The 23802-nt window shown below is 64.7% G+C and carries 23 protein-coding genes and 1 other RNA gene; 16 read left to right on the top strand and 8 right to left on the bottom strand.

The window, feature by feature from the left end; genetic code table 11:
• Positions 1 to 2 precede the first annotated feature (2 nt).
• The 14 genes from BW11_RS01075 (at position 3) to BW11_RS01010 (ending at position 14818) form a co-directional block, all read left to right on the top strand.
• On the top strand, positions 3 to 455 hold the full coding sequence (locus BW11_RS01075) for a hypothetical protein (RefSeq protein WP_043165297.1): 453 nt from the start codon (positions 3 to 5) through the stop codon (positions 453 to 455).
• Positions 456 to 2279, top strand: a complete 1824-nt coding sequence (locus BW11_RS01070) for a penicillin-binding protein 2 (RefSeq protein WP_107043281.1) — start codon at positions 456 to 458, stop codon at positions 2277 to 2279.
• Positions 2280 to 2307: 28 nt separating this feature from the next.
• Positions 2308 to 3195 carry a hypothetical protein gene (locus BW11_RS01065; protein WP_043165296.1) on the top strand — a complete coding sequence of 296 codons (888 nt, stop codon included), beginning with the start codon at positions 2308 to 2310 and terminating at the stop codon, positions 3193 to 3195.
• Positions 3196 to 3256: 61 nt separating this feature from the next.
• On the top strand, positions 3257 to 4771 hold the full coding sequence (gene murF, locus BW11_RS01060) for a UDP-N-acetylmuramoyl-tripeptide--D-alanyl-D-alanine ligase (RefSeq protein WP_140444443.1): 1515 nt from the start codon (positions 3257 to 3259) through the stop codon (positions 4769 to 4771).
• A gap of 102 nt (positions 4772 to 4873) precedes the next feature.
• Positions 4874 to 5980 carry a phospho-N-acetylmuramoyl-pentapeptide-transferase gene (mraY, locus tag BW11_RS01055; protein WP_140444375.1) on the top strand — a complete coding sequence of 369 codons (1107 nt, stop codon included), beginning with the start codon at positions 4874 to 4876 and terminating at the stop codon, positions 5978 to 5980.
• 114 nt (positions 5981 to 6094) lie between these two features.
• Positions 6095 to 7576 (top strand): UDP-N-acetylmuramoyl-L-alanine--D-glutamate ligase, encoded by a 1482-nt coding sequence (gene murD / locus BW11_RS01050; protein WP_140444374.1) that lies wholly within the window; start codon positions 6095 to 6097, stop codon positions 7574 to 7576.
• Positions 7563 to 8771 (top strand): putative peptidoglycan glycosyltransferase FtsW, encoded by a 1209-nt coding sequence (locus BW11_RS01045; RefSeq protein WP_081887223.1) that lies wholly within the window; start codon positions 7563 to 7565, stop codon positions 8769 to 8771. Before murD ends, BW11_RS01045 begins: the two co-directional genes overlap by 14 nt.
• A 44-nt stretch (positions 8772 to 8815) precedes the next feature.
• Positions 8816 to 9973, top strand: a complete 1158-nt coding sequence (locus tag BW11_RS01040) for a glycosyltransferase (RefSeq protein ID WP_140444373.1) — start codon at positions 8816 to 8818, stop codon at positions 9971 to 9973.
• Positions 9974 to 10068: 95 nt separating this feature from the next.
• Complete coding sequence (gene murC, locus BW11_RS01035; RefSeq protein ID WP_258184424.1) at positions 10069 to 11607, top strand: UDP-N-acetylmuramate--L-alanine ligase; 1539 nt, start codon at positions 10069 to 10071, stop codon at positions 11605 to 11607.
• Positions 11607 to 12581 carry a cell division protein FtsQ/DivIB gene (locus BW11_RS01030; protein WP_043165284.1) on the top strand — a complete coding sequence of 325 codons (975 nt, stop codon included), beginning with the start codon at positions 11607 to 11609 and terminating at the stop codon, positions 12579 to 12581. The genes murC and BW11_RS01030 overlap by 1 nt, the downstream gene beginning before the upstream one ends.
• Positions 12582 to 12755: 174 nt before the next feature.
• Positions 12756 to 13152, top strand: a transfer-messenger RNA (tmRNA) gene (ssrA, locus tag BW11_RS01025).
• A 395-nt stretch (positions 13153 to 13547) separates the two neighbouring features.
• Complete coding sequence (locus BW11_RS01020) at positions 13548 to 14039, top strand: hypothetical protein (protein WP_140476339.1); 492 nt, start codon at positions 13548 to 13550, stop codon at positions 14037 to 14039.
• Positions 14040 to 14114: 75 nt separating this feature from the next.
• On the top strand, positions 14115 to 14552 hold the full coding sequence (locus tag BW11_RS01015; RefSeq protein WP_140444358.1) for a hypothetical protein: 438 nt from the start codon (positions 14115 to 14117) through the stop codon (positions 14550 to 14552).
• Positions 14549 to 14818 (top strand): hypothetical protein, encoded by a 270-nt coding sequence (locus BW11_RS01010; RefSeq protein ID WP_140444357.1) that lies wholly within the window; start codon positions 14549 to 14551, stop codon positions 14816 to 14818. Before BW11_RS01015 ends, BW11_RS01010 begins: the two co-directional genes overlap by 4 nt.
• Before the next feature lie 217 nt (positions 14819 to 15035).
• On the opposite strand, the gene BW11_RS01005 is transcribed toward BW11_RS01010, so the two are convergent.
• From BW11_RS01005 to BW11_RS00990, 3 genes are read right to left on the bottom strand one after another with little or no spacing between them, the layout of a single operon-like run.
• A complete protein-coding gene (locus BW11_RS01005; protein WP_140444356.1) occupies positions 15036 to 15266 on the bottom strand; it encodes a hypothetical protein in 231 nt (76 codons plus the stop codon).
• Between the two features lie 17 nt (positions 15267 to 15283).
• Positions 15284 to 16261 (bottom strand): GH25 family lysozyme, encoded by a 978-nt coding sequence (locus BW11_RS11635; RefSeq protein ID WP_219846710.1) that lies wholly within the window; start codon positions 16259 to 16261, stop codon positions 15284 to 15286.
• Between the two features lie 21 nt (positions 16262 to 16282).
• A complete protein-coding gene (locus tag BW11_RS00990) occupies positions 16283 to 16726 on the bottom strand; it encodes a hypothetical protein (RefSeq protein ID WP_140444355.1) in 444 nt (147 codons plus the stop codon).
• A gap of 84 nt (positions 16727 to 16810) precedes the next feature.
• Here BW11_RS00990 and BW11_RS00985 point away from each other — a divergent pair, with 84 nt between their 5' ends.
• Together BW11_RS00985 and BW11_RS00980 are read left to right on the top strand one after the other, a co-directional pair.
• Complete coding sequence (locus tag BW11_RS00985) at positions 16811 to 17671, top strand: site-specific integrase (RefSeq protein ID WP_140444354.1); 861 nt, start codon at positions 16811 to 16813, stop codon at positions 17669 to 17671.
• 624 nt (positions 17672 to 18295) lie between these two features.
• Entirely contained in the window at positions 18296 to 18517 is a 222-nt protein-coding gene (locus tag BW11_RS00980; protein WP_140444353.1) for a hypothetical protein, read from the top strand.
• Here the strand turns inward: BW11_RS00980 and BW11_RS00975 are convergent.
• The 5 genes from BW11_RS00975 to BW11_RS00955 form a co-directional block, all read right to left on the bottom strand.
• A complete protein-coding gene (locus BW11_RS00975) occupies positions 18514 to 18864 on the bottom strand; it encodes a hypothetical protein (protein WP_140444352.1) in 351 nt (116 codons plus the stop codon). The genes BW11_RS00980 and BW11_RS00975 overlap by 4 nt on opposite strands.
• A 23-nt stretch (positions 18865 to 18887) precedes the next feature.
• The gene (locus tag BW11_RS00970; protein WP_140444351.1) at positions 18888 to 20606 is read right to left on the bottom strand and encodes a hypothetical protein; all 1719 of its coding nucleotides are present in this window, start codon (positions 20604 to 20606) and stop codon (positions 18888 to 18890) included.
• A gap of 74 nt (positions 20607 to 20680) precedes the next feature.
• Positions 20681 to 21463: a hypothetical protein gene (locus BW11_RS00965; RefSeq protein ID WP_140444350.1), complete on the bottom strand. Its 783-nt coding sequence runs from the start codon at positions 21461 to 21463 to the stop codon at positions 20681 to 20683.
• The gene (locus BW11_RS00960; protein WP_140444349.1) at positions 21460 to 22989 is read right to left on the bottom strand and encodes a phage tail spike protein; all 1530 of its coding nucleotides are present in this window, start codon (positions 22987 to 22989) and stop codon (positions 21460 to 21462) included. Before BW11_RS00960 ends, BW11_RS00965 begins: the two co-directional genes overlap by 4 nt.
• Before the next feature lie 12 nt (positions 22990 to 23001).
• Positions 23002 to 23802: a hypothetical protein gene (locus tag BW11_RS00955; protein WP_140444348.1), complete on the bottom strand. Its 801-nt coding sequence runs from the start codon at positions 23800 to 23802 to the stop codon at positions 23002 to 23004.

Raw genomic sequence — 23802 nt, 5'->3', positions numbered from 1 at the left:
TCATGGCAGCCACAGCACGTTCCCTGCGTTCCAACGCGGTGCCGGCCTCGCGTCGGCCCGAGCCCGCGGCGAAGCCCGCATCGCGACCCGAACTGCGCGTCGTCAACGGAGGACGCACGGACAAGGACGATCTCGCCGCAGGCTTCAGCCGGTTCATGGAGTGGGTGCGCACCCGCTCCGCCCCGACCGTGCACATCATCGTGGCCGTGGTCTTCCTCGCCTCCACCCTCATCGGCGCGCTGATGCTGCGCACGCAGATGGTGCAGAACGCGTTCGAGGTGTCGGCGATCGAGACGTCGATCAGCCGTCTGACCCAGGACGTCCAGGACGATCAGGCCAAGCTCGACCAGCTGCAGGCATCCCTGCCGCAGAAGGCCAGCGACATGGGCATGGTCCCGCAGTCCAGTTCCGTATCCATCGATCTCAACGGCTACAAGTCCACGGAGGGTAAGTAAATGGCACGAAGGGAGCCCTTCTACAAGGGGTTCATGCGCAGGCATGGACTGGACTCCTTCATGTTCCGCTGCCTCGTCATCGGCATGGTGCTCGCCGTGGTGGCGGGCTCGTGCCTGCTCCAGCTCGCCCGCGTGCAGCTGCTGCAGGGGCGCGCCACCGCGCAGGCGGCCACCGATATGCGCACCAGCAGGATCACGATCCGCTCCAACCGCGGCAGGATCACCGACACCAACGGCACGGTGCTCGCCCAGAGCGTCGAGCGCTACAACATCATCGGCATCCCCGACGCCGCCACCGCGTTCACGCCGGTGGCGTGCGGATCCAAGCAGGCCAAGACGCTCGGATACTGCCATCAGGTCAACGGCAAGCCGGTCGGCGCCACGGGCGCGGCCGCCGTGGCGCGTCTGCTCGCCCCGATCCTCAAGGTCGACGCGCTCGAACTGGGGGCCAAGCTCAACGGCGACGGCAAGTACCTCATCATCAAGAAGGACGTCACCCCCGCCGTCAAGCGCAAGATCGACAAGCTGGGACTCGCCGGCATCGTCTACGGCGAGCTGAGCAGCGAACGCGTCTACGCCGAGAACACGCTGCTCGGATCCCTGCTCGGAGGCGTCAACGACGAGGGTGAGGGCGCGGCCGGACTGGAAAGCACCCTCAACGAGACGCTCAAGGGCACTGACGGCTACACCGTGTACCAGCGCGGCCTCGGCGGCGAGGTCATCCCCGGCACCGTCACCGAATCGAAGGACGCGGTCGACGGCAAGGACGTGAGTCTGACCATCGACGCCGATGTCGACTGGTACGTCAAGAAGGTCCTGACCGAGGGGGTCGCGAGCTTCCACGCCAAGTGGGGCGTCGCCGTGGTCGAGGACTGCCGCACCGGCGAGATCATCGCCCTGGAGGACAGCGACCAGATCCAGGCCGGCTCCGACCAGGCCAAGCTCAACGCCTCCCGTGCGGTCACGCAGACCTTCGAGCCCGGATCGGTGGGCAAGGTGCCCGCGATGGCCGCGATCCTGCAGAACGGTGCGCACAAGATCGACGACAAGTTCACCGTCCCCTACGAGATCGACTGGAACGGACAGAAGTTCCACGACTCCCACGAGCACGGCAGCGAGCATTGGACGCTCGCCGGCATCCTGAGGAACTCGTCGAACGTCGGCATGGTCATGGCCGCCAAGAACGTGACGCCCCAGCAGCGCCATGAGATGCTCACCAAATTCGGCATCGGACAGCCCACCGGGCTCGATCTGCCCGGCGAGACGAACGGCATCCTCGCATCCCCCTCCGCCTGGGACGGGCGCACCAAGGACACCGTCCTGTTCGGCCAGGGATACACCGTCAACCCCCTGCAGCTGACGCGAGCCATCTCCGTCATCGCCAATGACGGCGTCATCCGCAAGCAGTCGATCATCAAGTCGATCACCGACGCGGACGGGCACGTCACCGACAAGGTACACAACGAGGCCACGCGCGTCATCGACGAGCAGTACGCCAAACAGCTGAGGAACGCTATGGAGTCGGTCGGCGAGGAGTACAAGGCCACCGCCGGCGTCAATGGCTACCGCGTCGCCGCGAAGACCGGCACCGCCGAGGTCGCGGGAGCCGACGGACGGCTCACCTCGATCATCGCCGACTTCGTCGGCATCCTGCCCGCCGACAATCCGCGCTATGTCGTCACCGTCGTCATGCAGGATCCCGACGGCACGTACGGCGGTCTCACCTCCGGCGCATTGTTCGCCAAGATTGGTGAATTCCTTATGCAGAAGTACGAAGTGCCCACCTCGTCTCCGCGCACGGATGCTATTGCAGTGGATTGGTGAAAAGCGGCGCAATGATGAAAGGGACACTATGAGTGCAGTCAATGAGTCGATCATGCAGCGCATGACCCTCGGGCACCTCGTCGAGCATTACGGGTGGGAACTGGTGCCGCCGTTCGCCGGACACGTCACCGTCACCTCGCTCGCCGACGATCTCGACTCGATCGAGCCAGGCGCGCTCTTCCACCCCGGCCACGACATGAGCATGGACGCGCTGCGCCGGGCGCGCAGGGCAGGCGCCTACGCCGCGATCGTGCCGACATCCGAACGCGACACCCTGTCCGATCCGGACATGCCGCTGCTGTTCGCCGACCCGACGCCCGAGGAGGTGGGCACGCTCGCCTCTCAGATGGCCGGCAATCCGTCGAACACGCTCGCAATCTTCGCCGTCAGCGCCGCCAGCCCACAGGAAGGGGTGGCCACCGTCGACAAGCTCGCCCGGTTCCTGCACATGCTGGGCAATCCGGTGGGCACGATCAGCGTCGGGGGATCGTACTCCCTCGAACGTCCTCTCGAACTGGACTATCCGCTCGGCATCATCGATCTGCAGCGCGCCCTCGCCATCTGCGCGGAGGACGGCGCCGCCGCCGTGGTCATCGCGCTGAACGATCTGACCGTCCGCGCCCACGCGCTCGAAGCGGTGAACGTCGACGTGCTCGGCTCGTCGCTTCCGGCGCCAGCGAACGCGGACCGGGCGATGATCGAACGCATGCAGGGGGAGTACGGCTTCCGCGCCGACGAGCAGATGCGCGTGACCAGTCCCACCGAGGAGTCGAACACGCTCGCCCAATACGCCAGCGAAGGCGATGACGCTGCCGAGCGCTCGCGTCTGTCGCTCGCCATAGCGATGGTGCTCGCCGCGGGTGTGCGTCGCAACAACATCAGGAACGCGCTGCGCGTGGCCGGCGATCTGCAGTAGCACGACGCAGCAACAGACGGAACAACAATACACAACCGAGGAGAGGAATTTGTCCAGCACGATGATGCCGATGACCATCACGGAGATCGCCGAAGCCGTCGGAGGAACGGTCACGGCCCCGTTCGCGGGCGAGCACGCGGGCGGGGTGCCCGAAGGCGAGGTCGCCCGTTCGGCGACCAGCGATTCCCGTCTGGTGGGCGAAGGCGGTGTGTTCGTCGCCATCAAGGGCGAACGCGTGGACGGCCACGACTACGTGGCGGGACTGGGCGCCAAGGGCGCCGCCGCCGCGATCGTCGACCACGCCATGCTCGATGCGGACGTCACCCAGATCGTCGTCGACGACACCGTCGAGGCGCTCGGCGCGCTCGCCCGACACAACATCGAACGCCGTCGCGCGGACGCCGGCAAGCCCTTCACGCTCGTGGCGCTGACCGGCTCGGTCGGCAAGACCACCACCAAGGACCTCCTCAAGTCGCTGCTGTCGACGCTCGACGAGACCGTCGCCCCCGTCGGCTCGTTCAACAACGAGATCGGCCTGCCCCTGACGGCCCTGACCGTGAACGCCGACACCCGCTACTTCGTCGCCGAAATGGGCGCGAACCACGTCGGCGAGATCGCACGCCTGACCACCATCGCCCCGCCGGACATCGCCATCGTGCTCAAGGTCGGCGTGGCTCATCTGGGCGAGTTCGGCTCCGTCGAACGCATCGCGCAGGCCAAGTCCGAAATCGTGCGGGGCCTGCTGCCGTCCGGCACCGCGGTGCTCAACGCCGACGACGCGCACGTCGCCGCGATGCGATCCATCGCCCCCGTCGACGTCGTGTGGTTCGGCATCGACCCGGCGCACGCCGACGAGGACGCGCTCACCGTCCGCGAGCTGACGACCGACGACATGGATCACCCGTCGTTCACCCTCGTCGCCGCCAACGGCGATACCGCGGCCGTGCGTCTGGCCATCCCCGGCGCACACAATGCGATGAACGCGCTCGCCGCCTCCACCGTGGCGCACATGCTCGGCATGCCGCTGGACGACATCGCCCGCGTGCTCGGCGAGCAGCGCCGCATCAGCCCGCACCGCATGGCCGTCTCCACCGTCGAGCGCGATGGCGCGGTCTTCACGCTCATCGACGACTCGTTCAACGCGAACCCCGATTCGATGCGCGCCGGCCTCGACGGGCTCGCCCGCTGGGGTGCGGGCCGAAAGACGCAGCCCTACCGCGTGGCGGTGCTCGGCGCGATGCTGGAACTCGGCGGCGACGAGCAGGGTCTTCATCGATCGATCGGCGCCTACGCGGCCGAACTCGGCCTCGACCGAATCGTCGCCGTCGGCTCCGCCACGGACGCCGAGTTCGACGCACTCGCCGGAGCGCTGGCGGAGGGAGCCCGCACGGCGATCGCCTCTAGGGAAGGGAACGCCGCGGTGGACTGGGTCCACGACGCCGATGAGGCCGATCGACTCGTCACGTCCGTCGCGTCCGAGCATCCGGGAACCGTGGCCCTGCTCAAGGGATCCCACGCCTCGGGTCTGAGCGCGCTGGCCGAACGATGGGCGCCGGCTGACCCGGCTCGCCACTAGGCTGGTATCGGATAATCGGCCGTCGGGTATCGCCGAGAAACGAACGAAGACCTTCGGGCGTGGCCCGGGAACTGTAGGGAATAGGGAAGAGGAAGACCCCAAGTGATTGCGCTGATCATAGGAATGCTGGTGACGCTGGTCGTCACGCTCGTCGGAACCCCGATGCTCATCCGTCTGGTGCATCGTCTCCATTACGGCCAGTACATCCGTCAGGACGGACCGAAGTCGCATCAGGTCAAGCGAGGCACGCCGACCCTCGGAGGCGTGGTCATCAACCTCGCCATCCTTCTGGGGTGGGCGTCCTCGGCCCTCTACCGCTACCTGCACATGGGAGACGTGCCCTCGTGGTCGGCGGTGCTCGTGCTCTTCGCGATGGTCTCGATGGGCCTGCTCGGCTTCATCGACGACTTCGCCAAGGTGCGCAAGAAGCAGAGCGAGGGCCTGACGGTCCGCGGCAAGTTCATCGGCCAGTTCATCTTCGCGACCATCTACGCGGTGCTCGCCCTCATCATCCCCACCAAGAGCGGCTTCCCGAGCGCGCAGGCGGGCATGAGCTTCATCGAACGCCCGTTCTTCAGCTTCGAGTTCGCGGGCCGGGTCGTCGCCATCATCCTGTTCGTCGTCTGGGTCAACTTCCTGATGACCGCGTGGACGAACGCCGTGAACCTGACCGACGGTCTGGACGGTCTCGCGGCCGGATCCTCGATGATCGCGTTCACCGGATACGGCGTCATCGCCTTCTGGGAGAGCTACCATCTCAAGGGCGCCGGCCACTCCGGCTATGCGTATGCCGTCTCCGACCCGCTCGACCTGACCATCATCGCCGTGTGCGCGGCCGTGGCCTGCATCGGCTTCCTGTGGTACAACACCAATCCGGCCACGATCTTCATGGGGGACACTGGCTCGCTCGCGCTCGGCGGTCTGTTCGCGGCGCTTTCGATCGCCACGCACACCGAGTTCCTCGCCGTCATCCTCGGCGGACTGTACGTGATCGAGGCGATGAGCGACGTCATCCAGGTCGGCTACTTCAAGGCCACGCACAAGCGCGTCTTCAAGATGGCACCCATCCACCACCACTTCGAGCTGTGCGGATGGCAGGAGTCCAAGGTCGTGGTCCGCTTCTGGATGATCGAGCTCATGTTCGTGCTCATCGCCCTGGTCATCTTCTACGGCGACTGGGTGACCCGTTCCGGACTGCTGTTCGGCTGAGTTCGGCTAAGTCCTGCTGAATCAGGCTGAGTCCGGTTCGGTTCGGCTGACGGAACGACTCGCAACAAACGAAACACACGGCTGGGATAATGCCGTGACGATCGACAACGATCAATGCAAGCACATGCAGGGGGCAAGACCATCATGGATATCAAAGGCAAAACGGTAGTCATCGCGGGACTGGGCGTGTCCGGCACGTCGCTGGCCGAAGTGCTTAAGGAGCAGGGCGCACGGGTCATCGGCGTCGACGAGCGCAAGCCCACCGCCGACCTCGACTCCTTCGACAAGGTGAACTGGGACGAGGTCGACTATGTCATGTCGTCCCCGGTGTTCAATCCGCGCACCCCGTTCATCCTCGAGGCGCAGCGGCGCGGCATCCCCGTGATGAGCGAGGTCGAGTTCGCGTGGCGTCTGCGCGTCGATTCGGTTCGCACCGGCCGTCCGGCGCCGTGGATCGGCATCACCGGCACCAACGGCAAGACCTCCACCACGGAGATGACCTCGGTCATGCTCACCGCATGCGGGTACGACGCCCCCACCGCGGGCAACATCGCCTCCGGCAACATGGCGATGTCGCTGTCTCGCTGCGCCACGAACCCGAAGCACGACGTACTGTGCGTCGAACTGAGCTCCTTCCAGCTGCACTTCACCGATTCGTTGGAGCTCGCCTGCGCCGCCATCACCAACATCGCCGACGACCACCTCGACTGGCACGGCGGCCGCGAGAACTATGCGGCGGACAAGGCCAAGGTGTTCCACGGCGTCACGCGGGCCCTTGTCTACAACGCGGACGACCCGCTCGTCACCGAGAAGGCCCATGAGGCAGAACCGGCCGAAGGCTGCCGCAGGGTCGGCTTCACGCTCCACGAGCCCGAGTCCGGCCAGATCGGCGTCGCCGACGGATGGATCGTCGACAGGAGCGGCGTGGCCGGGGGAGAGGTCGGCGAAAGCGTACGCCTCGCACAGGTCGCGGAGTTCACGCATCTGATGGAGCCGGACGGCACGATCTACCCGCACCTGCTCGCCGACGCGCTGACCGCGCTCGCACTGGTGCTCGGCTTCGGCGCGGACAGGCAGCAGGCGCTCGACGCCCTGAAGACCTTCCACCCGGGCGGCCACCGTATCGTCACCGTCGCCACGAGCACGCCGGACGTCTCCGGACGCTCCATCCGCTTCGTCGACGACTCCAAGGCCACCAACGCCCACGCCGCCAACGCCTCCCTGTCCAGCTTCGCCGACGGCTCGGTGGTGTGGATCGCCGGAGGCCTCGCCAAGGGCAGCCGGTTCGAGCATCTCGTCGCCGATCGCAAGCGCACCATCAAGGCCGCCGTGATCATCGGCCGCGATCAGCAGCCGATGATCGACGCGTTCGCCGCCTCTGCGCCGGACACGCCGCTGACGGTCATCAACCCCGATCCGAACGACGACGTGATGGCTCGTGCGGTCGAGGCCGCGGGACGTTACGCCGAACCCGGCGACGTGGTGCTCATGGCCCCTGCCTGCGCGTCGATGGACCAGTTCGTCTCCTACGCCGATCGCGGCGTCAAGTTCACCGAAGCCGCCAAGCGATGGGTGAAGACGTATGACGGACGCTGAACGTCCCGGCCGGTCCGGTCGCCGACCACCGGGATCGCAGCCGCAGAGCCTGTTCAATCCGCTGTGGTGCTACCACGGGTTCCGCATGTCGGTGCTGGGATTGAGCGTCTTCGGCGTGATCATGGTGTTCTCCAGCTCCGCCGTATCGGCCGCCTCGTCCGGTAAATCCCCCTTCCTCGGCTCGCTGAGTCAGGCGGCGTTCTGCATCGTCGGCCTGATCGTCGGGTTCATTCTCTCGTTCGTGCCGATCAGGTTCTATCGCAGGTTCGGCATCGTCGCCCTGGGCGGCGCCATGGCTCTGCAGCTGCTGACCTTCACCGGTCTCGGCGTCAGCCAGTACGGCAACACCGGATGGATCCGCGTCGGCGGCAGCTTCACCATCCAGCCGGCCGAGTTCATCAAGTTCGCCCTGTGCATATGGCTGCCCTCGGCTCTGATCGTCGCCAAGCGGCGCTACGACCGGGCGAGGACCGTCAAGGAGCAGGTCAAGGCGTACGGCGTGGTCGGTGGTGTGTACGGCCTGTCCCTGCTGCTCGTGCTCGGAGGCAAGGATCTCGGCACCGCGATGATCCTGCTGTTCATCGGCATCGTCGCCTTCCTCATCTCCGGATTCCCCGGCAAGTGGATGGCGATGCTCGTCGTCGCCATGTCGGTGCTGGTGGTGGCGTTGATCGCCTCCAGCCCCAATCGCCGTCAGCGCATCCTCGCCGCCTATACGGAGTGCTCCGCGGCCGATGCGCAGCAGATCTGCTATCAGTCGATGCACGCCCGCTACGCGATCGCCTCCGGAGGATTCCTGGGACTGGGCTTGGGCAACTCGCGTGAGAAATGGAACTACCTGCCGGCCGCGCACAACGACTTCATCTTCGCGATCATCGGCGAGGAGACCGGATTCCTCGGCTGCGCGATGGTGATCCTCATCTTCGTGATCCTCGGCTGGTGCCTGCTGTTCAGTGCCCTGCAGCTCAAGGACCGCTACAGTTCGATGGTGCTCATGTGCATCCTCGTGTGGCTCGTCGGCCAGGCGATGGTCAACATCGGCGTCGTCGTCGGCATCTTCCCGGTGTTCGGCGTGCCGATGCCGTTCATCTCCGCCGGCGGCTCGTCGATGATCATGTGTCTGGCCATCTCCGGCGTCGCCATGCGCTTCATGCGCCAGCAACCGCAGATCAAGGCGGACATCTCCAAGCTGTGAGTCATGGCCGCGAGGACGTGGCGGGGCGACTATGCTCGTAGAACATGAAGCACATCGTCCTCGCCGGCGGCGGTACCGCCGGCCATGTCAACCCGTTGCTGTCCGTCGCCGCCGCGATCGGCCGACTCGAACCGGACGCCAAGGTCAGCGTCATCGGCACTGCGGTCGGACTCGAGAAGGATCTGGTCCCCGCCGCGGGATTCGAGCTCGACACCATCGAGAAGGTGCCCTTCCCGAGACGCCCCAACCTGTACATGCTCAAGTTCCCGGGCAAGTGGGCGGCCGAGACCCGCAAGGTCCGCACCATCCTCGAGGAGCGCGAGGCCGACGTCGTCGCCGGATTCGGCGGCTACGCCTCCGCGCCCGTGTACGCCACGGCCCACAGGATGGGTCTGCCGATCGTCATCCACGAGCAGAACGCGCGGGCCGGCATGGCCAACAAGCTGGGCAGCCGCTGGGCCGAGTTCATCGGCACCGTCTACGACGGCACCGGTCTGAAGCCCGCCTCGGACGGTTCGATCGAACGCGTCGGACTGCCGCTGCGCCCCGCCATCGCCGATCTGGTGACGAAGCTCGAAACCGACCGCGCCGCCGCGCGCGCCGAGGCCGCCGCCGAACTCGGCGTCGACCCGAACCGTCCGCTCGTGCTCGTCACCGGCGGATCGCTGGGCGCGGTCAGCCTCAACCGGGCCGTGGCCGCGGCCTCCGCCGATCTGCTCAAGGTCGCGCAGGTCGTGCACCTGACCGGCAGGGGCAAGTCGGACGAGGTCCGCAGCCTCGTCGACGTCAATGCCGGCGCCGAACATCTGACGGGTCTTGGTCCGGACGATGCTGGCAGAGGCGACTACCACGTCGCCGAATATCTTGAACGCATCGATCTGGCCTTCGCCTGCGCCGATCTGGTCGTATGCCGCTCCGGCGCCGGAACCGTGGCCGAACTGACAGCGCTCGGCCTGCCCGCGGTCTACGTGCCGCTGCCCATCGGCAACGGCGAACAGCGGTTCAACGCCCAGCCGGTCGTCGAGGCGCACGGCGGCATCATGGTCGCCGACAAGGATCTGACGCCCACATGGGTGCGTGAGGAGGTCACCACACTGCTCGACGATCCGGAGCAGCTGCACGACATGGGCGCGCACGCCTGGCAGTACGGCATCCGCGACGCGGCCGAGACGATGGCCAGGCGCATCCTCGACCTCGCCTGAGCCGGCTGGCGTCGCCCGCCGGCGCATTCGTCGTCTGTCATCGCATACGACATAATGATTGAAGATCTGACTTGTACCACAAGGAGTACGTTTCCGTGACCGCAGACACCACTTCGTCCATCATCCTCGATCCAGAGCACGCCGCATTCGCCGCCGACGAAACCACCGATGCGCTTGGATCCACCCATTTCATCGGCATCGGAGGGGCCGGCATGTCGGTGCTCGCCGAGATGCTGCACGAACGTGGCGTCGTCGTGACCGGCTCCGACCGGGAGCGCAGCGCCAAGACGGACCGTCTCGAGGAGCTGGGCATCAGCGTCGCCTTCGGACAGCGCGCGCAGAACGTGGAGGGTGCGGATACCATCGTCTATTCGAGCGCCATCAAGCCCGACAATCCAGAGATCGTCGCCGCGCACGAGGCCGGCAAGCGCATCGTGCACCGCAGCGACATCCTCGCGCTGCTCATGCACGGTCGCCGCGCGGTCACCGTGGCCGGAGCGCACGGCAAGACCACCACCAGCTCGATGATCGCCCACATGCTCGAACGCTGCGGCGCCGACCCCAGCTATGCGATCGGCGGATCCATCCAGGGCGAGGACGGGTCGGTCATCGACGGCGGACACGTCGGCGGGGGAGCGGCGCTCATCGCCGAGGCCGACGAATCCGACGGCAGCTTCGAGAAGTACCGTCCCGAGATCGCCGTCATCACCAACTGCGAGGCCGATCACCTCGACCACTACGGCGACGAGGCGCACTACCGCGCCGCGTTCGTCGAACACGCCGGCCATGCCACCGGACATGTGATCATCTGCGCCGACGATCCGAACGCGCTCGCCGTGCTGCTCGCGCTCGACCCGTCCGTCGCCTCCCACGCCATCGCCTATGGCACGACGGCACCCGATGCGGCCGAACTCAAGGGGCTGAACGGTGCGGCGTACGTGCATATCGAATCGGAGAGCGAATCCGCCGGCTCCGGCGCCGAACGCTTCACCCTGCATCTTCCCGCGTCCGTCACCGGCGGCGGCGACGTCGAGCAGCCTGTCTCGCTCGAAGTACCGGGACTGCATAACGCGCGCAACGCGGCGGCCGCGATCAGCGCCGCTGTGCTGCTGGGCGTCGCCCCGGCGGATGCCGCCGCCGCCATCGCGTCGTTCCGCGGGGCCGTGCGTCGCTTCCAGGTCAAGGGCGTGGTCAAGCAGGTCACGGTCGTCGACGACTACGCGCACCATCCCACCGAGATCGCCGCGCTGCTCGACGCCGCACGCCGCCGCTACCCGCACAGCGTGATCCGCGTGCTGTTCCAGCCGCACCTGTTCAGCCGTACGAAGTTCTTCGCCCGCGAGTTCGCCGAGGCCCTTGCCAAGGCCGACGACGTGATCGTCACCGGCATCTTCCCGGCCCGCGAGAAGCAGGCCGATTTCCCGGGAGTCGGGCCGGTGACCATCGTGCGCGAGGCTCAGGGCATGTCCGGCGTGGAGTTCCGGGCCGTCGACGACATGGAGCTCGCCGCCCGGATGATGGCGATGCGCGCCCATCACGGCGACGTCATCTTCACCGTCGGCGCCGGTGACATCACCGATATGAGCGAGGTGATCCTCCACGCGCTCGAGGCGCATCGCGAAAGCTGCGACTGATGGCGGGACGCGTCGTCAGCTCCGGCGCGGATCCCGGCGGTGATCGACGCCGCAAACCGCGCAAGGCGATCTCCGGATCCACCCCCGACCCCTCCCGTTCCAAGCCGGGGGACTTCGTCGACGCCCGGCGTCTGAGCAGCGAGGATCTCGTCGCCAAGACGCTTGAGGAGAACTCCGGCACTCTGGGGCTCGCCATCAGACCCAAGGTCGTCGACTTCACGGCACGCGCCAAGGAGCGCAAGCGCGCCGGCATGAGGGTCACCGTCCTGCGCATCGGCGTCGCGGTGCTGTCCATCGTGCTCGTCGCCGCACTGGGATGGCTGCTGTTCCTCTCCCCGGTGCTGCGGCTCGACCCGGCACAGGTCACGGTCTCCGGCGCCAACGAATGGGTGAGTGAAAGCGACATCCGCAATATCGTCAACGAACAGGCCGGGCGCTCCCTCGTACTGGTCAACACCGGCGACATGACCGAACGTATGTCGGCGATCCCGGGCGTCACCAGTGCGACGGCGTCGAAGCGATGGCCGCACGGTCTCGCCGTGAACGTCGAATCGCAGCGTCCGGCCGCGATGCTCAAGGCCTCGGGCGGCGACTCGATGACCGCCGTCGATTCGAAGGCCCGAGTGCTCAATTCCGTCGCCGGCGCGTCGGCCGACGGCATCCCCGTGATCGAGGTGAAGAGCGTGTCCTCCGGCCTCAACAACCGGGCCGTCAAGGAGGCGCTCAAGGTGCTCGACTCGCTGCCCGAGTCGATGCGCAACGCGATCACCAAGGTGACCGCGAGCACGCAGGACTCCGTCACCGTCGAGCTCGACATGGGCAAGGACAAGGGCAAGTACAAGATCGTGTGGGGTGACTCCTCGCAGATGAAGCTCAAGAAGGCGGTCGTCGACAAGATCCTGTCCGATCCCAAGGTGATCGGCGACAAGACCGAAGTGGACGTCTCCGCCCCGCTGCGGCCGGTGCTGCGCTAGACCGCGCAGCGCCTAGGTCACAGGCCATTCAGCCCAGCCAGTCAGGCTCCCTCGGGTTTGTTCGCCGACGGCATGATCCATGCCGTCGCGGCATACGCCGACTTGCGCCGAAGCGCATATCGGTTGTATGCTGAATTGTCCGCCTGAATGGGCGGGGCTTGATAATTCAAGATTGGGGATGATCGGTTTCGACGGTGACCTGTTCGTCGCAGGGAAGCGTGCCGAGAACGCCGGGTCCGCTCGTGGATGCCCCCGGCAAAAGAATAAGTGCTAAATCTAACCGCACTGAGTTCGCTCTCGCTGCCTGAGCTTCGCGCCAGGATTAACCAGTGAGCAGCCGCTCCGTTCACTCCTTCTCGTCTTCGGAGGGAAGCTGAGCGTCGTTTAGGAGACTTGCTGATGTAGCCGAGCCACAGGGCTGCATCGGGACTTGTACTGCGGATATGCTCGCCAACAGTCGTCTGCGACATCGTTGGGGGCAGAAAAACCGCCGCACGGCCAGCAGACTACGCACGTAGAAGACTGAGGGTACGGTCACCGGACCGGGGTTCAATTCCCCGCATCTCCACGTTTTTCGAGGATTGGAAAATAGCCGCAAGGCCTTACGGGAGTAGGGCTGAGCGGCTTTTTCATTTCGGTGGTTTTCGGTGTTTTTCTGGGTGTTTCGGTGGTGAGTGTGGGCAAAATGTGGGCAACGGACCGCCCGCGTTCGGCCTGATTCCGGAGTCTCCGAGCCGCCCCGCACTTGTATTGAGCATGTATCTAGCTTGTATCTCTTGTAATCCTATGGGTTATTCCATATCGTCGGCGCGGTAAACCCATATCGAACGCTACCGTTTATCCGGTATCGTGTGGTATTGTTTAATTGATAACGAAATGCCTCGGCGATGTTGGCGCATCCCGAGGCGTGATGGAAAACCGGTAGGCAATCCATGTCCAGATGCTATCGCGAGACATGGAGGAAAGATGAACGAGATGGGCTACAGGAACGAGGATGCCGTATACGCGCTCTCCGAAGCCGGGCGACTGCTCAAACCGCGAGGCGGACAGGTCGCGGTCGACCCGACCGCAGTCATGCTCCTCGCATACATGGCACACAACGCATACGACTGGCCGCCCACCGAGGAGATGCGCCGCCGCCACATACCGTGCCGCTGCTACTCGCGCGGATGGGACGTGGCGGCACGCGCCTTCGGCATGACGATCGCGGGAGGGGAGAAGGCCGCGCAGATCATCGCCGAGGGCGGCGACCTCGAGGCGATGATGACCGCGCGAAGGACGACCGCACGCAACCGTCTGAGTCAGACCGCGAAATTCCTTCAGGCGCAGGGCCTGATCAAATTGCTGGTGCCGGCTGACGTGAGGCGGGAGCGTCCGGCGACGTGGCTGCTGCTGCTCGGCGACGAGCGGGAGAACAGGGAGGTCGAGGCGTGGGCGCGGGAGTGTCTGGGGGTGTGATGGGCACGGCGTTTCGAACTTGCCTTATGTTTCCACAGTGGTAATATAAAAGTGTCAGCAAGGAAAGGACAAAACATGAAGACCATCACCAAGGGCACCGAAAAGCAGATCGCATACGCAACCCGCCTCCGCAACGAATACCTCGCAACCAACCACGAAAACACCGCCGCAGGCGAATACGAGCGCCGCCTCTCCCTCGCGATCATCCGCAACATCGAGAACTGCGACGACGCACGCACCATCCTCGACTTCCTCGCCAGCCCCGAACACCACGTCAGCCTCATCGTCTCCTACGATGAGCAGGCGCAGATCGAACAGGACATCAAGGATGCGCTGGCCCGCTTCGAGGCCACACACCCCAAGCCCAAGGTCGGACTGCCGCTCGGACGCCACGACCTCAAGCGCATGAGCGACGAGGAACGAGCCGAATACCAGCGCCGCACCGACGCGCTCCACCAGCGGGACCGGGCCCGCGAGCAGTACCTGCGCAACGAGGGGCGTGATGCCGCGTGACGACACGCCACTATCTCGACCTCCACGACATCGCAATACTGGCCGGAATCACCGACGCCAGCGCCCGGCAATACCACAAGCGTGCCTGCTACAACAGACGAGCCAACAACCCAAGGCCGGGAGACCTCCCCGAACCCGACGTGATCGTGGGCACGCGCCCACAGGCCATGAAACCGGGATGGCTCGAGGAAACCGTCCTCCGGTGGCTGCGCAGCCGCCCACGAAAGGGAGAGCCTGTGAGTTTGAAAACGCTGGAGAATGAGTAGGGCCGGTTTGCGCCGGCCCTAGAATCCCCGCTACTGCGGGGCAGATTGAAACCAAAGTAGCAATCAGAAACTACCACTCGGCTCATCCCCGCTACTGCGGGGCATGGCTCTAGTGTAGCAGCCAACCATGCCATACACGCCTGTCGATACGCGAAAACCGCCCTGCCCTCCAAGACGGAGGACAAGGCGGAGATCAGGGAATTGCTAAGGAGTTCGCCTACTTGCCGGCGAGACGCACCGGATTATAGGTGACGCCGAACGCTGCGGCGATGATGCCTGCCGCGCTGGAAATGTATGCGCCGACCTGCGGATCGCCGAACGCGCTCACGCCAAGGCCGACGAGACCGGCGACGAGCGTGACGATATAGATCGCCGTACGCACCGTATCGTTGAACACGGGCGTGTAGGTCGGCGTGGGAGTGGTTTCGGGTGCTGCGTGATCTGCCATGATAGATCTCCTCTCGGTTAGAAGGTGTTGTTGTTGAGTCGGGTCTGGAGGGCGCGCACGGTGGCCGGGCCGAAACTCGCATCCACCGCGACTCCCAGATGCTGCTGGATCGCGCGAATCGTGGCCGGGCCGAGCAGGCCGTCCTGAGTGAGGTTGAGCTTGCGCTGGACGGCGCGGATCAGCTGCGAGCCGCCGCCACCGTAGGTGACGGATTTGAGCGCGGGCCGCGCGTACCCCTTGGGAACGAGCTGCCCCGAGATAACGCCGTCGACGGTGGTGCCCATTACCTGCTGCCAGCGGCGGATGGTGGCCGGACCGGCGGAACCGTCCACGACGAGGCTGACCGGTTTGACCGGCTCCGGCGACGGCACAGCGCCGCCCTTGCCTCCGGTCACGTACGCCATCCACGTGGATCGGTCGCCGTAGAACTTGTTGAGGTCCAACGCGCCACCCCACCCGTTCAAACGCCCCGCGGACGAATACTGACGGATGGCGCACGCGTACGCGCCCTCGTTCCACGGCGTCGCCTGGTATCCGGTCGTGCTCATGCTCGCGTATTGGGCGATCCACAGGCCGCAGTTATGCCGTTTCGCGACGGCGGCGGTCTGCGCGTAACGGCTGGCCTGCACGTAGATGACCGGGGGAATGTGGGTACGGTCGATGATTCGTTCGACCATGCGTTCAAGGTACGCCTCGTTGCCCCACGCCCGATTCTGATTCGACTCCCAGTCGAGGCAGAGCATGCCTTTGCCGATCCAGTTGGTGATGTTGTCAATGTAATAGTCGGCCTCGGCTACAGGGTCACCACCGGAAATGTAATGGTAGGTGCCGAAGAGTTTGCCCGCGCCGCGAGCCTGTTCGACCGCGCGCGAGCAATCCGGGTTGACGTACCCGGTGCCCTGAGTGGCCTTGACGATCACGAAATCGCAGGGCACGACCGTGAGATTGATCCCAGCCTGATAGCTGGAGATATCAATGCCGTTGAGATAAGCCATGATAGCTCTCCTCCTTGTTGGTTAGTCGTTGTTGGTGTGGTGGGAGATCGTGTAATCCCAGTCGTCGCCGGCCAGCCGCTGCTCGTAGTCGCGGAACAGCCACTCGTAGCGGGCGTGGCCTAGCCCGTTGCCGCCGAGCGCGAGGTACTCTTTTCCGGCCTCGAGCTGCCGCTCATGCTGGGTCCGTGAACGCGTGTGGGCGAACAGTTCGAGGCGTAGGATGTCGCGTTTGATGCCGCGCCGGTCGCGTTCGGACTCCTCGAGGCGGTGGAAGTCCCTGTCGAGTTTGGCTTGTACGTCGCGCATGACCTGACTGTTCTCCAGCGCCTTGTCCAAATCGTCCTTGGTGAGCAGACGGTCTTTTCGGTCGATGCGGGAGAGCACCCATGTGACAAGTGGGACGGTGGCGCCGCCGCTGAGGATGCCGATGAGAATAGTCGCCCATGTTGGTAGGTCTTCGGTCAATGGGTCTCCCTTGACTAGGCGGAATCCCCCACGGTGGCGAGGCGGCACGAGGCCGTCCGGCGCGGGGGATTCCGGAGGTGAACAATGCTGTTACAGGAGTTCTGGGTTGAGCGTTTCCGCCCCTCGTGCGAGGGGTTGCGCGAATGCACACTGGCCGGGTATGAGAGTGCGTGGCGCATTCACATCGCGCCCGAACTTGGCGGGAGTGAACTCGACGAGTTGACGGTTGAGCGCATCGAGCTATGGCTTGCGTCCATTCCCACGCCGGGAGCGGCCCGCAAGGCATTGGGCTTGCTGAGAGCGATGCTTCGCAAGGCCACTCGCTGGGGACTCCTGAACGTGTACGTGACCATGCGCGTCAAAGCGCCGAAAAAGCCCGTGTATCAACCGGACACGCTCAACGCCAAGGAGGTGAGTGCGCTCCTACAGGGTTTCTACGATCACGAACTGGAGGCATGGCTGATCTGCTCGGTCACGCTTGGTTTGCGCCCCGAGGAAGCTCTCGGCCTGGAATGGGCGGACATCAACCTGACGACCGGCATGGTCCGTATCCTGCGCGGCGTGCAATGGGTTGGCGGCCGTGAGGTGATTGTGGAGCCAAAAACCGAGCTGAGCCGCCGTACCATCGTGCTACCTCGATTCGCCGTCAACCGGCTACGTCAGATCAAGGCCAAGGGGAGGCTCGTCGGTGATCTCAACCCCGGTCAGGTTGACCGCCGATACCGGTCATGGTGCCGACAACATGATCTGCCGTGCGTACCACGACGCAACCTCCGTCACAGTTGGGCGACGACCGCCTTGGCTGCGGGCGTGGATGTCGCCGTAGTCAGCCGAGCACTAGGACACACGAGCATCGAGACCACGGCACGCTACTACCTACGGCCCGACACCGACGTGCTCAAGGACGCACAGCGAACGTGGGAAAAGGCTCTGATGCGCGCGTAGGCATTACACACCCCTTGACTCGCAACGGCTCACCATCGGTGGCGGCGTAGGTACGATCGAAATCACCGGCAGTGGTGTCACAGTCCAATACGGTAGCGCCAAACTCAAAGCGATCAGCAGCCAGTGTTCCATCGAGTACGGCAACAACGCCTTCGTCTGCGCACCGGGCGGAGCCAGCGTCATCGTCAATGGACGCTCCTACCCCTTCCCCAGCTAACTGGCATAAGGCATTACACATCCCAGCCGAATGATAGTGGCTCGCTGTCCGGCAGCAGTCTGGCGAACGGGAGAACGCTTGGCAGTCTGTCCGCGCCGGAGTCCGGCACGTACCTGATCTACTGGCAGGCACGTATCGGCTCGATGGTCGGCAGCGGTAACACGTCCGCGTCGATCATCTGTAGCGCGGGCAATGCGTCCGCTCAGTGCGCGGTAGCGGTTGGAGGCAACGGCTCCTACGATGGTTCGGCGCAGACATGTACCGGAATGACCCTCGCGCCACTGTCGAAGAACCAGACAGTGCGATTCACGTGGGAAACGACGTCCAGCGGCGGCAGCATCACGTACGGACGCTGCGGCCTCGTACGAATTGGCGAGTAGGATTACACATCCCTTGACAACCGGTATGTGCAGCGATCCGACTATACGTCGCTTGATTCCACGACTCTCACCGTAGGCGGCGGTTCGGGGCGGCTCGTCATTAACACGACCGCGCTCCAGCTCATCTACGGTGAGGCCCACGTGGACCTCAACAGCCGATACTGCGCGCTTGCGTTCGGCTCCTACAACATAATGGTCAACAGTTCCGGTGTGCATATCAACGGAGCGAAGGGAGCGACGAACTTCTAGGCGGTCCGTTGCCACACGTAGATCGCCATGTAGGGCGGGATGATGCTGAACGGCTGGCTACCACCGGCCCAATCGCTCGGGTAGCTGGACGTGCTGCCCGATCCGTTGCCTGCCGAGAAGGTGCCGGCGTCACCGGTATTGCCGGAGCTGCGGCGTAGCGTCAGGCCGTGCTGGTGGCGGGGCATTTCATTCGTGGTCAGTGTGACCTGCGAACGACCGCCCATCGTTCCGGCCGGGTACCCGCTGCCGGCACCCATGATCATGCGCCCCTCGGAGATCTGCCGCCAGCTGCCTCCGATGAACTGCGACGGATTAGTACCGTCGATGTTCAGGAACACACTACCCACAGGCCAGAGGGATGTGTAATCCTCTAGGCGAGCTTGCCGGGGAAGGTGTAGCTCCTGCCGGCCACCATCACGCTGGCACCGCCCGGCGCACAGATGAACGCCTGTCCGCCATACTCGATCGACGCCTGACTACTGGTCGCCTTGAGTTTTGCCTGACCATACTCGATCACGATGCCTCTCGAAGATATCGTTATCGTGCCTGCTCCACCGCCGATGGTGAGCTGTTGCGAGTCGAGGGGTGTGTAATCCCCCTTGCTAACGAAACTGCTGTTCGCTTCGGACTCGGTAATGAAATTACGGGTCGCGCTGCTGATCATGCTATCGACCTGACTCTCACTCACCCCCGACTCGCCATCCTTGCCCGGCTCACCCTGCGGACCGGCCGGACCCTGCGGACCCTGCGGGCCGATGATGGATTCGCCCGGATCGCCCTTCGGGCCCGGATCTCCCTTATCACCCTTCGGACCGGCAGCGGGGAGTTTGAAATGAGCGTCGGTCCTGTCGCCGTTCTTTACGAGTTCCACGCCGATCTGATCCGTAGCGGACACGACCTCGCTGGAGATCGTGTCGAACGGCATCGGCCCCGGATCACCCTTGGGCCCCTGCAACCCCTGACTCCCCGGATCGCCCTTTGGTCCCGCAGGCCCCTGGACGCCGACGTTCATGTTGCCAATCAAATCGCCGACGGTGACGAGAGTCGTGGTCATCGCCTTGACCGCGTACATGCGGCCATCGGTCGCGATGATACCGTCGCCGACCTTGAGGGTCTGGCCGACACCGACCGTGATGCTCGACGTGGACACCTGCGTGTTCGGTTCGATCACCACGCTGGCCAGATATACGGATTGTCCGGCCGGGCCGGTGAAACGTCCCATGCTCTTCCACTCGCCCTTGACCCACACGCTGAGCGTGTCGCCGATCAGCCAGCCATCACCGTCCGTGAGTCCGGTGGTCGGGCGGGAGGAACCATCGGTGTCGGCGCCGATGATACGCAGACCACTGCCGACCTCGCCCTTCGGCCCGACAGGACCGACGACGCCCTGCTCGCCCTGGACGCCCTGCGGCCCCGGATTACCGCGGGGAATCCACAAATTGAGGACTTTGGTGCCGCCGGTCGAGTCGATGGTCGCGTTTGCGTCCGCGGGGCTTTCGACGGTGGTGACGGTGCCGATCGAGATGCCGAAGTTTTTCGCGGCGTCCTCGGCGACCTTGGCCCACTCCTGCGTGTTCTCGGCGAGCTCCTGCATGGTCGTGTACATTGCCTCGAGGTAGCCGCGGCCGTCGGAGAGTTTGAGGTTGAAGTTGATGGTGGAGGGGTCGACGAGCGCTTTGAACGGGCGGCTTGCGATGACGCTGCCGTTCGAGTCGATGATGTCGACGCCCATGACGACCTCGCCGCTGCGGGTGAGTGCGGATGCGGGGACGGCGACCGCGAACGTGGCGGTCGGCGCGCCCTGCACGCGGCTCATGGGCACGAAATCGCCGACCATGGTCGGGTCCAGATCGGATGATGTGGGGGAGTCCGCGGCATACGCGGCGGCCGCGCCCTGAGTGTATGCGCCGGACGTGTTGAACGTGAGACGCGCGGTGATGCCGGTATCGGTGACCGGCACGTGGTCGTCGGTGATCATCACGTAGAGGAATCGGCCGTTGTAGTCGCCCTGATTGACGCGGATCGGGTCGATGCGATCGTTCGCCAAGTCGATGCTGATCGGGATTTTACGGAATGTGTCCAGTACCATGCTGCTGCTCCTAATAAATAAGCCACTCCGGTGGGGGAGTGGCTTGAGACGGTTGGTTGGGTTGATGGATTGTGTCAGGTCGTCGTGTAGACGCGTATCGCCATGTAGCCGTCGCTGTCCTCGTCGAATGTTGCGGTGGGGAGGGCGATGGCGCCGACGGTGTCGCGGGTGACCGTGTTGGGTTGCTGCGTGTTGACGAGCGTGCCGTCGGATACCTGCGTGCCGTTGACGGACACGAGACCATGCTGACTCGTGTCATTCCAGTAGCCCGTAGCGCACAGGATGATGCCGGTGCCCGCATAGTCGCCTGTACCGTATTGATTGAGACTGCTTGGCACGTCCTCGGCGGTCTCGATCTTGAGGGTGAACCCGCTGTTCTGGTCGGTCACGGTATCGTAGACCGCCTGCACCAGCTGAATGCTGCTGTTGATGGCCTGTAGCACGGCGATGGTGCCGGCGTTGACGTCGGTTTTGGCCATGGCCTTGATCTGATCGAGACTGCCGCAGAACGCCTTCAACCCGTCGGGGTTCGCGGCCAGCGCGGTCATCTGATCCGGGTCGGTCACGTCCACTGTGCCGGTGCCGAGCGCCTTCACGGCGTCCGCGCTCGTACGGATGATCGCCATTGCGGTCTTGTCCGTCTTGATCTTCGCGACCGTCGCCGTATCCGCCTTGAGTTTGTCCAACGTCATTACGGTGACCCCGATAGCCTTGCACGCGGCGGCGGCCGCGGTATCACCGGGTATCGTGCCGGCGGACGCCTGCCCGATGAGCAGCAGCACGCCGGCCGCATCAAGCGTCGTCGTGCCGCCTCCCGAACTCGTACCGACACCGCCTATCACCTGGAGTATCGTCATACTGTGCTCGCCCCCTTGAGCGCCGCGAGCCTGATGATGAGGTCAGCGGTCGGCTTGGTTTTGACGTCGACGCGGATCGCCCCGGCGGGTATCGTCTCGTCCGTGTCATGGTCGAGGATGATCGGCTGGCATGCGACCCATAGGCTCATCTGGGTTCGGTCGGGTGGCGGGCCGGCCACCATGGACGCTGCGAGACCGCTCACGGCCTTGGTCGCGGACAGTTTGTCCGCGAACTCGGCGACGGTGACCGTGACGTCCGTCATGCCGCCGACCGCCCGAACCATGGTCTGTGCGGACGCGGCCGATTTGACCGCGTCCTCCACTCGCGTGGACAGTCCCGTGACCTCGCCCGAAACGCTTGTCGCCGTGTCATGCGCCGCGGTCGCCGTGGTCGACGCCGCATCCCACACCGGTTTGCCCAACGTCACGATCTGCGTCGTCCGCGCCGCCTGCGTCTGCCGGCGTGACACCGTTTCGATGATCGAGCCGAGCGTGATGGTAGAATTGGCGGGGTTGAGCAGGTCCTCATCGTAGGCGACGATGCGCGCCTGCAATCGCAGGGCGGGCGTGAAACAGGTGTCGACGACCTGTATGAGATCGCCGATGTCGAGTTTGGACGTGTCCACGCCGCCCGCTTCGAGGGACGCCACGTCCGCCTCATAGGTGACGCGGGGCTTCGAGAGTTCCGCGAGATCGGCGACCGCCTGATCGTAGAGTTTGCTCACCGAGTCGATGTCGGTGTGTTCGATGACGCCGTAGGCGGGGAGTTTGCCGCCCTTGCCGTCCGGTACGCCCCATTCCTCGAGTATTTTCGGGTCGGCGTCGAGGTATGGTTTGCCGGCGACACCGGTGATGGTGATCGGCTTCTCATCCTCGCCCTCGCCGCTGGAAACGCTTTTGCCGTACACGTAGAGGCGGGTTATCACATCCTGATCACTGAACGTGCGACGCACCGATGTGAGGTTCGCGCCGTACTCGAACCGCTGCCGCGTATCCTCGCCAACGCGATGCACCAGCGACACGTAGCGTTGCTCGACGCCCGTACCAGTGCCGAGGATCTTGATACGGGTCGCGATCTCCAATCCGAGCGTGTCCGCGATCTGCTTGAGCGCGTCATAGCCGCAGATGCGTTCGAGTTTGAGTTCGATCGCGTTCATGTCGGTGGCGATTTGGTCGACCTGCCATCGGGTGCCCTGCAGCACATATTCGAGCGCTCGACGGGGCGTGACCACCGTCTCGTGATACTCCTCGATATACCTCGCGGTTTGCAGCTCCTGCACGCTGTTCTCGAAATGCGGGGTGGAGACGAGCGTGTCCTCTCTAATGTCCTCGGGACTCACGCAAATGTACTCACGCCATTCGCCATCGTTGACGAGGAGCCGGTCGCCCTTGGCCACATCCGTGTCACACGTCATGTCAAGCGTATCCGACCACTCGTCCGAGATGCCGCGTTTGACGACCGCCTCCACCGGGTTCGCGATATCGCCCTTCGGAGTGCCCCACCGGTCAAACAGGATGAATCTCACGAGACAACCTCCTTAGATCCGATAGCGGGGCCGGTACGTGAGGCTCGCGGTGCCGGCGCTCGTACTCGCCGTGATGACGCCCGGCACGAGCGCCGAATAATCGCTGTCGACAGTGGGGAATATCACCGTGCCGCCGAACGTACTCGAACGATTTTCACAGTCCGCGACGAGCTCCCTGGCACCGTCCGCGTTGGTCAGGTCATAGATCAGCGCGGTACCACCGATGGTCAGGTAGAGACGTTTGGTGTCGGCCGGCGGGACCGCGCGGATGGTCGGACGTGACGGCCTGTTGCCCTTGACATGCGCCGACACCGGGGTGACGCCGAACTCGAATCCGAGCGGGACGCGGCCGATGAGATCGGGCTGGGCGAGGAGGGTCAGGTCGCAGGTCGAATACCGGTAGATGCCGCCGTGCCCGTATTCGTCGGTCCATGCGCCGACGGTGAGATACCCCTCGTACCAGCCGGGCATGACGCCCCATTCTAGGGTCATGTCCATGCCGTCGAGCGACCCCAATGTGACCTTGGTCTCCCACGCGTCCATTTCACTGCCCGTGGTCGCCACATGCATGGTGATGGTCCGCCGGTCGGTGAACGTGTGCCCGGACGCGTCGCGCAGCGACCGGTTGACGCTGCCGGACATGCCGGGCACCGTCGCGAAATCCGATACCGGGTCGCCCACGTCGATCTCGACGCCGCCGAGGATGAGACTGATACCGTAGTCGCTGATCGGTTTGCCTGCCAATCGGAGACCGGAGTCGTCGACCGGGATACGCAAACGGTCGAACGTGCCGTATCGGCGCAACTGACTCAT

The organism is Bifidobacterium sp. UTCIF-38 (assembly GCF_006454495.1).
Taxonomy (GTDB): domain Bacteria; phylum Actinomycetota; class Actinomycetes; order Actinomycetales; family Bifidobacteriaceae; genus Bifidobacterium; species Bifidobacterium callitrichos.
This window is presented reverse-complemented; position numbering and strand designations above follow the sequence as displayed.

Excerpts from the sequence above, each read along its gene's own strand:
- BW11_RS11635 (WP_219846710.1), bottom strand. The coding sequence starts at position 16,261 with ATGGCTTATCTCAACGGCATTGATATCTCCAGCTATCAGGCTGGGATC.
- murF (WP_140444443.1), top strand. The coding sequence starts at position 3,257 with ATGATGCCGATGACCATCACGGAGATCGCCGAAGCCGTCGGAGGAACG.
- BW11_RS01075 (WP_043165297.1), top strand. The coding sequence starts at position 3 with ATGGCAGCCACAGCACGTTCCCTGCGTTCCAACGCGGTGCCGGCCTCG.
- BW11_RS00970 (WP_140444351.1), bottom strand. The coding sequence starts at position 20,606 with ATGGTACTGGACACATTCCGTAAAATCCCGATCAGCATCGACTTGGCG.
- BW11_RS00965 (WP_140444350.1), bottom strand. The coding sequence starts at position 21,463 with ATGACGATACTCCAGGTGATAGGCGGTGTCGGTACGAGTTCGGGAGGC.
- BW11_RS01015 (WP_140444358.1), top strand. The coding sequence starts at position 14,115 with ATGAAGACCATCACCAAGGGCACCGAAAAGCAGATCGCATACGCAACC.
- murD (WP_140444374.1), top strand. The coding sequence starts at position 6,095 with ATGCAAGCACATGCAGGGGGCAAGACCATCATGGATATCAAAGGCAAA.
- BW11_RS01020 (WP_140476339.1), top strand. The coding sequence starts at position 13,548 with ATGAACGAGATGGGCTACAGGAACGAGGATGCCGTATACGCGCTCTCC.
- BW11_RS00955 (WP_140444348.1), bottom strand. The coding sequence starts at position 23,802 with ATGAGTCAGTTGCGCCGATACGGCACGTTCGACCGTTTGCGTATCCCG.
- BW11_RS01030 (WP_043165284.1), top strand. The coding sequence starts at position 11,607 with ATGGCGGGACGCGTCGTCAGCTCCGGCGCGGATCCCGGCGGTGATCGA.
- BW11_RS01040 (WP_140444373.1), top strand. The coding sequence starts at position 8,816 with ATGAAGCACATCGTCCTCGCCGGCGGCGGTACCGCCGGCCATGTCAAC.
- BW11_RS01070 (WP_107043281.1), top strand. The coding sequence starts at position 456 with ATGGCACGAAGGGAGCCCTTCTACAAGGGGTTCATGCGCAGGCATGGA.
- BW11_RS00985 (WP_140444354.1), top strand. The coding sequence starts at position 16,811 with ATGCTGTTACAGGAGTTCTGGGTTGAGCGTTTCCGCCCCTCGTGCGAG.
- BW11_RS01065 (WP_043165296.1), top strand. The coding sequence starts at position 2,308 with ATGAGTGCAGTCAATGAGTCGATCATGCAGCGCATGACCCTCGGGCAC.
- BW11_RS01045 (WP_081887223.1), top strand. The coding sequence starts at position 7,563 with ATGACGGACGCTGAACGTCCCGGCCGGTCCGGTCGCCGACCACCGGGA.
- BW11_RS01005 (WP_140444356.1), bottom strand. The coding sequence starts at position 15,266 with ATGGCAGATCACGCAGCACCCGAAACCACTCCCACGCCGACCTACACG.